Source organism: Thalassospira tepidiphila MCCC 1A03514 (genome assembly GCF_001662875.1).
Taxonomy (GTDB): Bacteria; Pseudomonadota; Alphaproteobacteria; order Rhodospirillales; family Thalassospiraceae; genus Thalassospira; species Thalassospira tepidiphila.
Genome location: NZ_JPVZ01000003.1, coordinates 99,811 through 114,370 on the forward strand (window position 1 = coordinate 99,811; position 14,560 = coordinate 114,370).

Consider the following 14,560-nt stretch of genomic DNA (forward strand, 5'->3'; position numbering starts at 1 on the left):
ATGCCTCCTGCGGATTGAGGGAACGTCCTTGAACTTATGCGACAGTTCCCGGTTGCAAATGGAGTATAGGATAACTGCTTGGGTGGGTGCAATTTTCTTAAATTTATGTGTCAGTTTTTCTGATGGCATCAAAGCCTTCGATATGGCATGCAGGTACACCGTTGATCATCATTCGCGAAACGAAGATATGAAGACGTTGCTGCTGCTTCGGCATGCCAAATCAAGCTGGGCGGATCCGGGTCGGGCCGACCATGACCGCGAACTGAACCGTCGTGGTGAAAAGGCAGCACCCTTTATGGGCCGCTATCTGCGTCAGCATGAACTGGTGCCGGACCTGATCTGGTGTTCGACGGCGGCACGTGCGGTACAGACGCTTGGCCTGTTGGGGCGGGATTTCGCAACCGATGCCGACGTGATCTATAACGAAGACCTGTATATGGCCAGCGAGCGGGTGTTGCTTGAAAACCTGCATCACACCCATGAAGACGCCAAGCATGTGATGTTCATCGGCCATAATCCGGGGATCGAGATTTTTGCCCAGTCCCTTTATGGCGGTGGCAATATTGAGGCCCGCGAGATCATGGCGCGCAAATATCCGACCTGCGGGCTTGCGCATTTCGAGTTCGATGTTGATCACTGGGGTGAAATCACACCGGGCAGTGGACGGCTGATCGACTTTATCAAAGTCAAGGATCTTCAGGCCATCAAGATCAGCGCGGAATGATTTGCTGATCTGCATTAGCTGGTCTGCGTTAGCTGCTCTGCATTACTGGCACTTGACGAAGGGCCTGTCTGCGCGTTTTATACCGCTGAAATTTTGAGATACCGCGCCCGTCGGGCAGGGGAACATCACACATAAGCGCCATGAATCACTGGTTGGCGGGCATGTTGTGGTGCGTTTTTTGTTTGACAGCGCGGGTCTGGCATGCACCTTTGCGGCCAAATTTGCGGCCCAAAATACAAAGCAACCTGGAATGACAATGCATCCTTTTCGCTCTCATAACTGTAATGCGCTGCGCGCGACTGACGCCGATGCGGAAGTTCGCCTGTCTGGCTGGATTCACCGTAAACGTGACCACGGCAACCTTCTGTTCGTTGACCTGCGCGACCATTACGGCATCACCCAGGTCGTGATCGATATTTCGAGCCCGCTGTTCGAGACGCTTGATAAAGCGCGCGCCGAAAGCGTGATCACGGTCGATGGCAAGGTTGTCAAACGTACGGCCGAGACCATCAACCCGAACCTGCCGACCGGCGAGATCGAAGTTTATGCGTCCAACATCGAAGTTCAGTCTTCGGCCGAAGTTCTGCCGATGCCGGTGTTTGGCGATGTCGAATACGGCGAGGAAGTTCGCCTGCGTCACCGTTATCTCGATCTGCGTCGCGAGAGCGTGCACAAGAACATCGTTCTGCGTTCGCAGGTGATTTCGGCCATGCGTCAGAAAATGACCGCACAGGGCTTCCTTGAAATCCAGACGCCGATCCTGACCGCAAGTTCGCCGGAAGGCGCACGCGACTTCCTGGTGCCGTCGCGTATGCATCCGGGCAAGTTTTATGCCCTGCCGCAGGCACCGCAGCAGTTCAAGCAGCTGCTGATGGTTTCGGGCTTTGACAAATATTTCCAGATTGCACCGTGCTTCCGCGATGAAGACGCACGTGCCGACCGTTCGCCGGGTGAGTTTTACCAGCTCGATTTCGAGATGGCCTTTGCCACCCAGGACGACGTGTTTGCCGCAATCGAGCCGGTTCTGCATGACATCTTTGTCGAGTTCGGCGGTGGTCGTGATGTGACCCCGTATCCGTTCCCGCGCATTCCGTTTGATGAATCGATGGCGAAATATGGATCCGACAAGCCGGACCTGCGTAACCCGCTGATCATTTCGGACGTTACCGAGCCGTTCCGTGGGTCGAGCTTTGGCATCTTTGCATCGAACATTGAAAAAGGTTCGGTTGTTCGTGCGATCCCGGCAACCGGTGCCGCATCGCGCCCGCGCAGCTTCTTTGACAAGCTCAATAACTGGGCGCGTGATGAAGGTGCGGCTGGTCTTGGTTACATCGTTTACGGCGAAGACGGCGAAGCAAAAGGCCCGATTGCCAAGAACCTCGATGCCGAGCGTATTGCACAGATCAAGGAAATTACCGGCGTTGCCAATGGCGATGCGGTGTTCTTTGCCTGTGACAAGGAACTGGCCGCTGCCAAGTTCGCCGGTAAGGTCCGTGACAAGGTTTGTGACGAGCTGGAACTGCGCGAAGAAGGCATGTTCAAGTTCTGCTGGATTGTTGACTTCCCGATGTATGAGGAAGACGACGACGGCAAGATCGAATTCAGCCACAACCCGTTCTCGATGCCCCAAGGTGGTCTTGAGTCGCTTGAAAACATGAACCCGCTTGATATCAAGGCGTGGCAGTATGACATCGTTTGTAACGGTATCGAGCTGTCATCGGGTGCCATTCGTAACCATCGCCCGGACATCATGTACAAGGCGTTTGAAATTGCCGGTTATGGCAAGGACGTTGTCGATGACCGCTTTGGCGGCATGATCAACGCGTTCAAATTCGGCGCCCCGCCGCACGGTGGTTCGGCCCCGGGTGTTGACCGTATCGTCATGTTGCTGGCTGATGAGCCGAACATTCGCGAAGTCATTGCCTTCCCGCTGAACCAGCAGGCACAGGATCTGATGATGAATGCGCCGGCAGAAGTCGATGACAGGCAGCTGAAAGAATTGCACCTGCGTGTGCAGCTGCCGCCGAAAGCGAAAAAAGACTGATGTGTTTGGGGCCTTGCCCGAAATACTGAAGATACAGACGGCCCGGAGCTTTCCGGGCCGTTTTCTTTTGGGGGAATCTATTGGCAATCGTTACCTAATATTAACCGCCATTGGGCCACTGTAGCGGAGGAAAAGAAAATTCGATCCTTCGGGGGATGGCCTGTTGAGAAAAATTCTTGTGGTGGCGGCACCTTTGGCGCTTGGCGCGTGCGGTGGTCCGATTGAGTTGACGGTGGCAAAGCTTGCCGGTGATTTGATCAGCTATGTGTCGACCGGCAAAAGCACAACCGATCATGCGGTTTCTTTCGTTGCCGAGCGCGATTGCGCGCTGCATCGCCCGCTTTTGGAACAGACCATCTGCAAGGACGACGAGACCATTCTGGCCGAAGAGGCCGCAGCCCTTGCCGTGATGGGCGAGCCTGAAATCAAACAGGAACTGCGCGTTGCCCGCCCGGAAATCTATGCGGTGAATGCCCCGGCCGAGGATTGGTCACGGCCAAGTGCGACGGCGCTTAAATCCAACGCGATTGTCACCACCAATTTGCCGCCACTGACCCCGAAAAAGACGCCCGATGATACGGTTGATGCGGTTGAGGTTGCCTCTGCACGCGATCAGATCGAAGTCGAAGACGTTGCCGTTGATCGCAGTGACCTCGGTCCGATCGACCCGCAGGTCGAGGCGGATGCCGCCGTTGCAGGTTATGTCAGTGACGAACCGGCAGTCGAAATTGCCGCGCCGAAGGAAACCGTCACCGCTGCATTGGTCGATCCGGCCGTTTTGGGGGACGGGGATGATGTGATGGTCAAACCGGTGGATGCAGCACTTGACGGGGACGCGCTTGCAGGGGATGACCTTGCCGCGCCGCTGCCCGGTGATTATGTGGTATTGGCAAGCTTTGCAGATGAAGCGCGTGCCAACAGGGCGCTGGGCCTTTATAAGGAATACCAGCCGCGCCTTTTGAATGCCGAAGTAAAGGGTAAGCCGTATCTTCGTGTTGCGGTCGGGCCGCTTTCGGCAGAACACGCACATGATTTGCGCCTTCTTGCTGCCAAAAAGGGGGTTAAAGATCCCTGGATTGTCGGAGTTGGCGCCACCGGAGAGTGATGTTGTCTGGATTTTTTTCAGAGATTAAGCAACGTCAGCGTTCCCTTAAAGGAACGCTGATCTTTTGTTTGGGTCTTGGTGGCTGTGCCGCGCAGGCTGGTAATGTGACGGGCATCGAAGATGCCATCGTGCCGCATGTGGCGGAATATCACTTCAAGCTGAGCCATGCCGAACAGGGCAGCTCGATTGTTGATGCGTCCGGTGTGCTTGGCTATCGCTTTGAGAAGATGTGCGATGGCTGGGTCACGGAAATGCAGCAGATCATGATCCTTCAGGGCAGCGAAGGCACGCCGATCAATTCAGCCTATTCCATGACCCAGTGGGAAGATTTCGACGGGACGGAATATCGTTTCCGTATGCGTGATTATCTTGATGGCACCAAGGTCGACGAGATCGTCGGCAAGGCGGTCCGCAAGGACGATATGGTCAAGGTCAGTTACGAAATCCCGGTCGAGGTCGAGGAAGAACTTCCGGCCGATGCCATGTTCCCGACCCAGCATTCGCTTGTGTTGCTGAAACGTGCGAAAGACGGGGTGCGGTTTGCCAATGATCTGGTGTTTGATGGCAGCGGCGATACCCCGACCAACCGGGTGGCTGTGGTGATTTCAGGCAGCAAGGATGCCGATAACACCGCCAACGATCCCGACGCGATTGCGCGCGGTGCGTTCCATCGCATGAACCTGGCATTTTATCCGATCGGGGCTGCGGAAAACGGCCCGTCAACCGAGATGGCGGTTGATTTTGGCGATAACGGTGTCGCGCATGGCATGCGTTTTGACTATGGCGAGTTTGAAGTGCTGGGCACGCTGGACAAGGTCACCAAGCTGCCGCTGCCGGAATGCGGATCGCAATAGACAGATTTTAAAATCCAGATGTAAAAAAGCCTGCCCAAAAAAGGCAGGCTTTTTTAGTGGGGAGTGCCCGGGTGTTTTACGCAGCAGCAGAATTGCGTGAGGCGTTGCAATAAAGCCCGTAGAGGGTCTCGATCACGCGCAGAGCATCGTTACCATTCAGCGAATAGTAGATGGTCTGTGCTTCGCGACGAGTCTGGACGAGCTTGTCACGACGCAGGCGTGCAAGATGCTGCGAGAGGGCGGACTGGCTTAGCCCGACAATGCGTTCGAGTTCGCCAACCGACTTTTCGCCTTCGTTGAGTTGGCAAAGGATAAGCAGTCTGCTCTGATTGCTCATGGCCTTTAACAGGGTGCTAGCCTGTTCGGCCTTTTCTTCTAAGTTGTTAAGTTCCATTTGGCTTCCTTATGAGCCTGACCGCAAGCGGCCATTGTCCCAATGAAAATTCGACAAATCACCAGACGGAGCCATCGGGTGGCTTCTGATCCGACTGGCGCGAAGTCACTGCGGTAATAATACCTAAAGGATAGTGACTTCTGCCACCAACAAATTACAGGAATTCATCGGTAAACTTATTCTCAAGTATATTACAAATCTGTCAAGAGAGTGTTTACTCGTATCTGACCTGCTGCTGATGGTGTTTGTGCCGGAATCCGGCCTGTCGAACTTCCTTCCATGCACCAGATTTTTCTCTGGCGATCGCGAATTTGATCCCTTGGGCGGTGTGCGGGCGAATGAAACCTTTGCACCGATTCCGACAGGACCTGTTTTTATTTGATTATGTTCCCGTTTGCTCGGTTTGAAACATAATCGATACCAGCATATACAAACCCGAGAAAACGGCAAAACTGTGAAAGTATTAGTAGCAGACGTGGCACGCGCCAAATGATGCGAAGATCGAAGGCCAAAGAGCTTGCCTTATCGTTCGGTGATGTGCTGATTTAGAACAAAGAGAAGCATCCGGTTTTGCGCTAGAACAAGCAAAGCAGGATAAAAATAACGGACGCGGTCAACGCGATCCCGTGACCTGGGCCCGGTCCCAGCACCGCACCATATCGGACCATTCAGGAAGGCGACGCAGAAAAATGGCGACTTTGTTCGTGACCCATCACGATTGTATTGAACATGATACTGGCCCGGGACACCCGGAATGTGCCGATCGTCTGCGCGTGATCCAGCGCGTTTTCGAGGCCGAGGAATTCATGTTCCTTCACCGCGAAGAAGCGCCGCTGGGTGATATCGACCTGATCAAGAAAGTGCATGACCCGGCCTATGTCGACAAGGTGATGGCAAGCATCCCCGACCACGGCATTGAGCCGCTTGATGGCGATACCTATGTCTCGCCGGGTTCGGGCAGGGCGGCATTGCGATCGGTCGGTGGGGCCTGTGTCGCGGTCGATGCGGTGATGGAGGGGCATGAAAAGAATGCCTTTGTCGCCACCAGGCCGCCGGGACACCACGCCGAATATGACCGGGCGATGGGGTTTTGCCTGTTTAACAATGCCGCCATTGCCGCCCACCATGCGCGCAACAAATTTGGCATCAAGCGGGTGGCGGTGATGGATTTCGATGTCCATCACGGCAACGGCACGCAGGACCTTTTTTATAATGATGCGGACCTGTTTTATTGCTCGACCCATCAATGGCCGCTTTACCCGGGCACAGGGGCGGAAAGCGAGCGCGGATGTGCCAATAATATCCTGAATGTCGGTATGGTTGCCGGATCGGGCACTGCGGAAGTACAGGAAGCGTTCAATTCGACGGTCTTGCCGGGTATTGCCGCGTTCAAGCCGGAACTTTTGATCATTTCGGCGGGCTTTGACGGGCACAAGAATGATCCGCTGGCGGGGCTTTGCTATGTGGCGGATGATTTTGTCTGGATGACCAAGCAGTTGATGGATCTCGCCGAGGAACAGTGTGGTGGGCGTGTGGTGTCCTTGCTCGAAGGGGGCTATGATTTGCCGTCGCTTGCGACCAGTGCCGTGCAACATGTGCGGACATTGATGGGTGCCCATTAAGGGCAGTCCAAGATCAGCCAAACATCACCCCAAGATCACCCGGGTATCGCTCGACAAAAGCGTTTCAGTCAGACGAAATTGCGTTCTGTTCGGTTGCCCTGATCGTGACTTGCGCGTAAACTCCGCGCCGATCTAAGAAATGGAGCTTACATGTCCGAGGCTACTGCATCTCCCGCTATTCCTGAAGATATCGCGAAACTGAGTTTCGAAGAGGCGCTTGGGCAGCTTGAAACCCTTGTGCGTCAGCTTGAACAGGGGCAGGTCGGGCTTGATGACGCCATTGCGTCCTATGAACGCGGTGCGGCGCTGAAACGCCATTGCGCGGACAAACTGCGCGCGGCTGAAGAGCGCATCGAAAAAATCACCCTGAATGCGGATGGCCGCCCGTCGGCAACCCCGACCGAAATTGAATAATCGGAGACCGTCGTGAGTTACGACATGATTGCCGAACTGAGTGCGGCGTCTGCTGATCTGGGCGAGACGCTTGACGGGATCCTGCCCCGCGCCAATGGCCAGATCGAGCAGCGCCTGTATCAGGCGATGCGCTATTCGACGCTGGGCGATGGCAAACGCTTACGCCCGTTTCTGGTGCTGAGCTCTGCTGGCTTGTTCAAGGTATCGCGCCGGTCTGCCCTGCGCGTTGCCGCGGCGGTCGAGATGGTGCACAGCTATTCGCTGATCCATGATGACCTGCCGGCGATGGATGATGACGATCTGCGTCGCGGCAAGCCCAGCTGCCACAAGCAGTTTGACGAGGCGACGGCGATCCTTGCCGGTGATGCGTTGCTGACCCAGGCGTTTGAAGTGCTGGCCGATGAAGATACCCATCCCGATCCGCGCGTTTGCACCGATCTTGTCCGTGCCCTTGCCCGTGCAGCAGGGCCGTATGGCATGGTCGGGGGACAGATGATCGATCTGGCCGGGGAAGGACAGAGTTTTGATCAGGCGCAGGTCACACACCTGCATTTGCTTAAAACCGGGCGGATGTTTGCCTTTGCCTGCGAAGCCGGGGCGATCCTTGGCAAGGCGCCGAAAAGCATTCGTTTGGCGCTTCGATCCTATGCCCATGACATGGGGCTGGCGTTTCAGATCAAGGATGACATCCTTGATGTCGAGGCAAGTTCGGAAGAACTCGGCAAGACGGCGGGCAAGGATGTTGATCAGGAAAAATCAACCTTCGTCAAATTGCTCGGCCTTGATCAGGCCCGCGCGCAGGCCAGAATGCTGTGCGATCAGGCGATCAATCATCTGAACTGCTTTGACGACGAGGCCGAACCGCTGCGTGCAGTGGCGCGTTTTGTGGTTGAACGCGGCCGTTAATCGGCCGTGGCCCGAGATCATTACCATGACCGATCATGCCCCATATACAGCCGGTTTTCGAGACCGGCTGTTTGACAAGGATCCGTTTCCGTTAGCGATCTGGTATCCGGCAACAGCACCGGAAAGTTCGGTGCGCCATATGGGCGTGGTTTCCAGTGCGGCGCGCGGGGCCGCCTTTGCCGATGACGGCCCGTTTCCCATCGTGCTGTTTTCGCATGGGTCGGAAGGGCATCGGTTCAATCAGTTCTGGTTGGCGGAATATCTGGCACGGCGGGGTTATATCGTCGCCGCCCCGCAGCATCATGGCGACAATTATCTGGATGCGTCCGAAGCGCGGCAATTGGCGATTATCGAGCGCCGCCCGCAGGAAATGCGTCTGGCCCTTGATCTGTTACTGCAGCATTCCGAAATCGGGCCGCAGATTGACCAGGACAAAATCTATGCCCTTGGTCATTCGGCAGGTGGGGCGACGGTTCTCAAGCTGGCGGGGTGGGATTTTGATGCCAAGGCCTGGCAGGATTATTGCGAAATCAACGCTGATACGGATCACGTGATTTGCCAGCACGCGCCAAGCGATGATCACCTTGATCGGTTGCACACTGTGTATGGCGGGCCAGTGGTGTCCGAGCGTGATGACCGGATTGCCGCCATCATCGCGATTGCGCCAGCCTTTGGCGTGGCGGCAACGGACGCGGGATTGAGTGATATCGATATCCCGATGCTGTTTGTCGAGGCCGATACGGATGAAATCCTGCATGAGAATGTTAACGCCGCTCACTTCCGCAAGCTTTTGCGCGGGCGGGCAAAGTTTGTGAAGGTCAAGGGGGCGGGGCACTATTCCTTCTTGCCGAAATGCACCCCATATATTGCAGAGAATTTTGGCTATTTATGCCGCGATTTTGGTCAGGATCGCGACACCATTCACCGCACTGTCGAACAAGTGATCCGCCGTTTCCTCTATAAGGTAAAAACCGGTGAAATTCAGGGTCGCTAATTCGGTCGAACCTCGCTATTTTACGCAGCTTGCAACATGGCGCCATAACAGTCACCCTGTTGTAACCAACGCCATATAAAAAATTGAAATCGAGATCGGAATGAGCACGACCTCCAAGACCCCGCTGCTGGATACCATCAATACCCCTGAAGAGCTGCGCAAGTTGCAGCCTGCCCAGATGAAGCAGGTTGCAGACGAGTTGCGCGCCGAGGTGATTGATGCGGTATCGGTGACTGGCGGGCATCTGGGTGCTGGCCTTGGTGTGGTCGAGCTGACGGTTGCGATCCATTACCTGTTTGATACGCCTTATGATCGTTTGATCTGGGATGTTGGTCATCAGTGCTATCCGCATAAAATCCTGACCGGGCGGCGTGATCGTATCCGCACCATTCGTCAGGGTGGCGGTTTGTCCGGTTTCACCAAACGATCCGAATCCGAATATGATCCGTTCGGGGCCGGGCATAGCTCCACCTCGATCTCGGCCGGGCTTGGTATGGCAGTTGCCAACCAGCTATCGGATGACAAGCGCAAGAATGTGATTGCCGTCATTGGCGATGGGTCGATGAGTGCGGGCATGGCCTATGAGGCGATGAACAATGCCGCCGCCACCGATCAGCGTTTGATTGTCATCCTCAATGACAACGACATGTCGATTGCTCCGCCGGTGGGATCGATGTCGGGTTATTTGTCGCGCCTGATTTCGGGCAAGGGATATCAGGGGCTGCGCAATGCGGCCAAGGGCCTGACAAAGCACCTGCCGCGCCAGATCGAAGAGGCCGCGCGCAAGCTTGAAGAATATACCCGTGGCATGGTCACGGGCGGGACCCTGTTTGAAGAAATGGGCTTCTTCTATGTCGGGCCGATTGATGGTCACAACATGGATCATCTGTTGCCGGTTCTAAAAAACGTCCGCGATGCCGATGTGGATGGTCCGATCCTGATCCATGCCGTCACCCAAAAGGGCAAGGGCTATGGCCCGGCGGAAAATGCCGCCGACAAATATCATGGCGTTGCCAAGTTTGACGTCGTCACCGGCAAACAGGCCAAGCCGACCCCGAATGCGCCGAGCTACACCAAGGTGTATGGCGAGACGCTGGTGAAGCTTGCGGAAAAAGACGAGAAAGTTACCGCGATCACGGCTGCGATGCCGTCTGGCACGGGTGTGAACATCTTTGCCGATCATTTCCCGGATCGTGCCTTTGACGTCGGGATTGCCGAACAGCATGCCGTGACCTTTGCCGCCGGGATGGCGTGCGAAGGGTACAAACCGTTCTGCACGCTGTATTCGACCTTCCTGCAACGCGGTTATGATCAGGTCGTGCATGATGTCGCGATCCAGAACCTGCCGGTGCGTTTCGCGATGGACCGTGCCGGTCTGGTCGGGGCGGATGGGGCGACCCATGCCGGGGCCTATGACATTGCCTATCTTGGCTGTTTGCCGAACTTCGTTTTGATGGCGGCGGCTGATGAGGCAGAGCTTGTCCATATGACCACAACCGCCTGGGCGATTGATGATCGACCATCTGCGTTCCGCTATCCGCGCGGCGAGGGTGTTGGCGTTGAAATGCCGGCCGAGGGCAAAGTCCTTGAAATCGGTAAGGGCCGTATCCTGCGCGAAGGTGGCAAGATTGCCATCCTGTCCTATGGCACGCGACTGGCCGAGGCGCTTATTGCCGCCGAAGACCTTGCCGCTCGCGGTTTGCCTGCGACGGTTGCCGATGCGCGCTTTGCCAAGCCGCTTGATCATGAACTGATTGCCGATCTGGCGCGCAACCACGAAGTCCTGATCACCATCGAAGAAGGATCGATCAACGGCTTTGGTGCGATGGTCCTGCAACATATGGCAGGCCACGGGTTGCTGGATAACGGGCTTAAGATCCGCACCATGGCGCTGCCGGATGCGCTGATTGATCATGACAAGCCGGAAATCCAGTACGAGAAGGCCGGGCTTGATGCCAAGGCCATCGTCAAGACCGCGCTCGGTGCGCTTGGTATGAGCGAAAGCAAGGCACGGGCCTGATCAGGTCAAAGATTTCGAGAATAAAAAAGGCCGGTTGTCGGAAATGACAGACCGGCCTTTTTCGTTCCTGGGGTTCGTCAGTCGACGTAAATCATCTTGTGCGTCATGCCGCCATCAATGCGGATGGTTTCACCAGTCATGAAGCCGGATTTATCGCCATCGAGCAGGAAGGAGACGGCCTGTGCGATGTCTTTGGGCGTGCCGACACGGCCAACCGGGTGTTGGGCCTTGTCGGCTTCGCTGTGATCGGGTTCGGTTTTGTTGGCGTTTTTCTGCCAGTCGCCAACTTCGATCCAGCCCGGTGCGATGGCGTTAACGCGAATGTCACCCGCAAGACTGACCGCCAGCGCATGGGTCAGGGCAACAATGCCGCCCTTGGACGCGGCATAGGGTTCAGTGTTGGCCTCAGACTGGAAGGCGCGGGTGGAGGCGATATTGACAATCGCACCCTTGGTATCGCGCAGATGCTGTGTTGCGTGCTTGGTTGCCAGAAACGCCCCGCCCAGATTGACATTGATCACGCGTTGCCATTGATCCCATTCAAGGTCTTCGATGTTGGGGACATGGGGATTGGCAATCCCGGCATTGTTGATCAGGCCATCGATGCGGCCAAACCGGTCAACGCATTGCTGGATGCAAAGTTTGATGTCGGCCTCATGGGCGACGTCGCCCTGCAGGAAAATGGTCCGGTCGCGTTCAGCGTCCGTCAGGCCATCAAGCGCGTCCTCGCCCGCATCGGCATCAAGATCAAACATCGCGACCTTCCAGCCAAGGCCCAGAAGATGCTTTGAGATGCCAAGGCCCAAGCCCTGGGCGCCACCGGTGACAAAGGCCACGCGCGGTGATTTTGCGGACGGGTTATCCATGTCTGCCCCATTTGGTTTTGATGGCAAGGCCGGGCGGATGCGCAGCCCTTGAGGAACTCTGGGGAAATGGTCTTGTTTGTGCGAAATTGCAAGGCGTTTGTATCAGGCGGATGCTGACCCGTTTTCAAGCCGATCGAGCAGGGCGTGAACGAAGCCTTCCTGACGCCCGTTAAGGCCGCGACGGGTTGCGAGATTTTGCAGCGCCTCGGTTGCTGCGATATGCAGGCGATAATGGCCGGGATCCTGATCAATGCGGGTGGATTGCTGCGCGCTGTCGCCAAAGACCATGGCATGGCACAGACCGGCATTGGCCGAGGTAAAGGCGCGACAGGTCAGCGGGCGGATGGCGTAAATGCTGCAACGATCCTGTTCATCAAGCAACGGGCAGCGGACCCGGACGTCACTGATTTTCGTAAACTGTTCGATGTCGGTTGCGGCACTGCGCAGGCGATCTTTCAGGGCATCGATCTGTGGCGTGGTGAAATTTGCCGTGATGTAGGCGGCGATCAGGTCGGTCACGCCGGGCGGGACACTGACAAACAGGTGGCAGCAGGCGCTGCATTGATCGCGACAGGCGCGCGGGTGCGGGTTGGGGAAGCTTTGGCGCAAGAGGTTTGATGCCTGTTCGAGTATCGCAATGGTGGCCGCTGCGGCACCGGCAAGCGTATCGGCCGCATCAAGGGCGCGGTCCAGTTCGGTGCGGAAATCGGCAAACATCTGTTCGTAGCGGCGCGATGCCTCAGTCGTCAGGGCGCCGGTCTGGACGATGTTGCGCGAAACCCGGTCTATTGCGTCATCAAGCTTGGTCATCAATCCCAGTTACTTTCGTGCTGGTACTCAAGACATGCCTTCAGATTGGTTATTGGTCGTTGTCTAATTTAGCATTGTTTGGCGTTATTCCCTAAAAATTGCATAACGGCGGAATTCGTGACGTTCGGGTTTTGGCCGTGCAGGCAAAAAAAAACGGCCAGATAAATCCGGCCGGGGAGGTAGGGTCAGAGACCCGATGGGTGCTGCGGGAAAGAGCTTTCTGTTAGCAGGAAAGGCTCCGGGCAGCGGGAGTATAAGACTGCAACGCTTATGCTGCAGGGGAGGTAAAGGTGTCTTCGTATTGTTTGCGCAGTTGGGCTTTCTGAATTTTGCCCATGGTGTTGCGCGGCAGTTCCTTGATCACCCAGATGCGTTTGGGCACCTTGAATTTCGCCAGCTTGTCCTGGGTGCGTTTGATGATGGCTTCGGGGTCGGCTTTATCGCCATTGGCGGCTACAATCACACCGGCAACGGCTTCGCCGAAGTCGGGATGGGGCAGGCCAAAGATCGCGACTTCTTCGACCTCGTCATACTCGGCGATGACTTCTTCGACTTCCTTGGGATAGACGTTAAAGCCACCGGAAATGATCAGGTCCTTGTCGCGGCCAACGATGGTGACATAGCCGTCTTCGCCGATGGTGGCGAGATCGCCGGTGATAAAGAAGCCGTCAGACCGGAACTCGGACGCGGTTTTTTCCGGCATCTGCCAGTAGCCCTTGAAAACGTTCGGGCCACGGACTTCAAGCACGCCGATTTCACCGGCCCCCAGAACATTGCCGTCCTTGTCACAAACGCGCGCCTCAATCCCCGGCAGGGTCGGGCCAACCGCACCCGGACGACGTTCACCATCGAGCGGGTTGGACGTGTTCATGCAGGTTTCAGTCATGCCATAGCGTTCAAGGATCTTGTGACCGGTGCGTTCAAAGAACGCATCATGGGTTTCGGCCAGAAGCGGGGCCGAGCCAGAGACGAACAGGCGCATGTTGGCCGTCACATCCTTGGTGAATTTCGGATGGGCCAGCAGGCGGGTATAGAAGGTCGGAACGCCCATCAGGACGGTTGATTGCGGCAGACGTTCAATCACGTCATCGGCATCGAATTTCGGAAGCAGGATCACCTTACCGCCATTCATCAGCATGATGTTGATCGCAACAAACAGCCCGTGGGTGTGGAACAGCGGCAGGGCATGCAGCAAGGTATCACCCGGCTTGAAGCCCCATGCCTGATGCAGGGTTTTGGCGTTCGAGCCAAGATTGTTATGGGTCAGCATCGCGCCTTTCGACCGGCCCGTGGTGCCCGATGTGTACAGGATCGCGGCAACGTCGTCCTTGTCGGCGGCGACGATGTCGGTCATGGCGGTGGCGTTTGCGGCTTCGTCATTGAGGCTGCCATCGCCGTTTGATCCGAGCGACAGGACCGCCGCGACGTCATTCTTGTCACCCAGTTCCTTGGCCGCATCGATATGGCCCGGACGGCAGACGAAGACACGCGGTGCGGCATCACCGAGGAAATAGGCGATTTCATCGCCGGTATAGGCGGTGTTGAGCGGCAGGTGAATGGCGCCAAGTTGCAGGCACGCCAGATAGAGCGCGATCACATCGGATGATTTGTCGACCTGGGCGGCAACGCGGTCACCCTTGACCACACCATGGGATGCCAGCACGGCGGCATAACGACCGGTGCGATCAAGCAGCCACGAAAAACTGCGTTCGGTGCCGTCGCGTTCAATCAGAAACGTGCGGGATTTGTCGGCCGGAAAACGGTCCAGAAATGTTTGAAGAAGATTATCTGACATGGTCATACCTGT

Annotated in this window: 14 protein-coding genes; 10 read left to right on the forward strand and 4 right to left on the reverse strand. The window is 56.3% G+C overall.

Translation table 11 applies throughout. The features are described from left to right. Positions 1–187 precede the first annotated feature (187 nt). The 4 genes from TH4_RS07690 to TH4_RS07705 all read left to right on the forward strand — a co-directional run bounded on the left by TH4_RS07690 (position 188) and on the right by TH4_RS07705 (position 4,727). Entirely contained in the window at positions 188–724 is a 537-nt protein-coding gene (locus TH4_RS07690) for a SixA phosphatase family protein (protein ID WP_064780999.1), read from the forward strand. Positions 725–980: 256 nt separating this feature from the next. Beyond that, positions 981–2,768 (forward strand): aspartate--tRNA ligase, encoded by a 1,788-nt coding sequence (gene aspS, locus TH4_RS07695; protein WP_064781000.1) that lies wholly within the window; start codon positions 981–983, stop codon positions 2,766–2,768. Positions 2,769–2,931: 163 nt separating this feature from the next. Next, positions 2,932–3,873 carry an SPOR domain-containing protein gene (locus TH4_RS07700; RefSeq protein ID WP_209272175.1) on the forward strand — a complete coding sequence of 314 codons (942 nt, stop codon included), beginning with the start codon at positions 2,932–2,934 and terminating at the stop codon, positions 3,871–3,873. Next, positions 3,873–4,727, forward strand: coding sequence for an EipB family protein (locus TH4_RS07705; protein WP_008891275.1), 855 nt, complete (start codon positions 3,873–3,875; stop codon positions 4,725–4,727). Before TH4_RS07700 ends, TH4_RS07705 begins: the two co-directional genes overlap by 1 nt. 76 nt (positions 4,728–4,803) lie before the next feature. Here the strand turns inward: TH4_RS07705 and TH4_RS07710 are convergent, their stop codons facing one another. Next, positions 4,804–5,121: an ArsR/SmtB family transcription factor gene (locus TH4_RS07710; protein ID WP_008891276.1), complete on the reverse strand. Its 318-nt coding sequence runs from the start codon at positions 5,119–5,121 to the stop codon at positions 4,804–4,806. Between the two features lie 133 nt (positions 5,122–5,254). Between TH4_RS07710 and TH4_RS20635 the strand changes: the two genes are divergently transcribed. The 6 genes from TH4_RS20635 (at position 5,255) to dxs (ending at position 11,077) form a co-directional block, all read left to right on the forward strand. Beyond that, the gene (locus tag TH4_RS20635; protein WP_157097722.1) at positions 5,255–5,503 is read left to right on the forward strand and encodes a hypothetical protein; all 249 of its coding nucleotides are present in this window, start codon (positions 5,255–5,257) and stop codon (positions 5,501–5,503) included. Between the two features lie 307 nt (positions 5,504–5,810). After that, complete coding sequence (locus TH4_RS07715) at positions 5,811–6,743, forward strand: histone deacetylase family protein (protein ID WP_064780574.1); 933 nt, start codon at positions 5,811–5,813, stop codon at positions 6,741–6,743. A 150-nt stretch (positions 6,744–6,893) separates the two neighbouring features. Continuing rightward, a complete protein-coding gene (locus tag TH4_RS07720) occupies positions 6,894–7,157 on the forward strand; it encodes an exodeoxyribonuclease VII small subunit (protein ID WP_044828501.1) in 264 nt (87 codons plus the stop codon). Positions 7,158–7,181: 24 nt separating this feature from the next. Beyond that, entirely contained in the window at positions 7,182–8,063 is an 882-nt protein-coding gene (locus tag TH4_RS07725) for a polyprenyl synthetase family protein (protein WP_064780575.1), read from the forward strand. Between the two features lie 25 nt (positions 8,064–8,088). Next, positions 8,089–9,057 carry an alpha/beta hydrolase family protein gene (locus tag TH4_RS07730; RefSeq protein ID WP_064780576.1) on the forward strand — a complete coding sequence of 323 codons (969 nt, stop codon included), beginning with the start codon at positions 8,089–8,091 and terminating at the stop codon, positions 9,055–9,057. A 100-nt stretch (positions 9,058–9,157) separates the two neighbouring features. Then, on the forward strand, positions 9,158–11,077 hold the full coding sequence (dxs, locus tag TH4_RS07735) for a 1-deoxy-D-xylulose-5-phosphate synthase (protein ID WP_008891282.1): 1,920 nt from the start codon (positions 9,158–9,160) through the stop codon (positions 11,075–11,077). Positions 11,078–11,154: 77 nt separating this feature from the next. Here the strand turns inward: dxs and TH4_RS07740 are convergent, their stop codons facing one another. The 3 genes from TH4_RS07740 to TH4_RS07750 form a co-directional block, all read right to left on the reverse strand. Next, on the reverse strand, positions 11,155–11,943 hold the full coding sequence (locus TH4_RS07740) for an SDR family oxidoreductase (RefSeq protein ID WP_064780577.1): 789 nt from the start codon (positions 11,941–11,943) through the stop codon (positions 11,155–11,157). Positions 11,944–12,045: 102 nt separating this feature from the next. Then, the gene (locus TH4_RS07745) at positions 12,046–12,753 is read right to left on the reverse strand and encodes a YkgJ family cysteine cluster protein (protein WP_064780578.1); all 708 of its coding nucleotides are present in this window, start codon (positions 12,751–12,753) and stop codon (positions 12,046–12,048) included. A gap of 268 nt (positions 12,754–13,021) precedes the next feature. Continuing rightward, a complete protein-coding gene (locus tag TH4_RS07750; RefSeq protein ID WP_064781001.1) occupies positions 13,022–14,548 on the reverse strand; it encodes a malonate--CoA ligase in 1,527 nt (508 codons plus the stop codon). Positions 14,549–14,560: the final 12 nt, after the last annotated feature.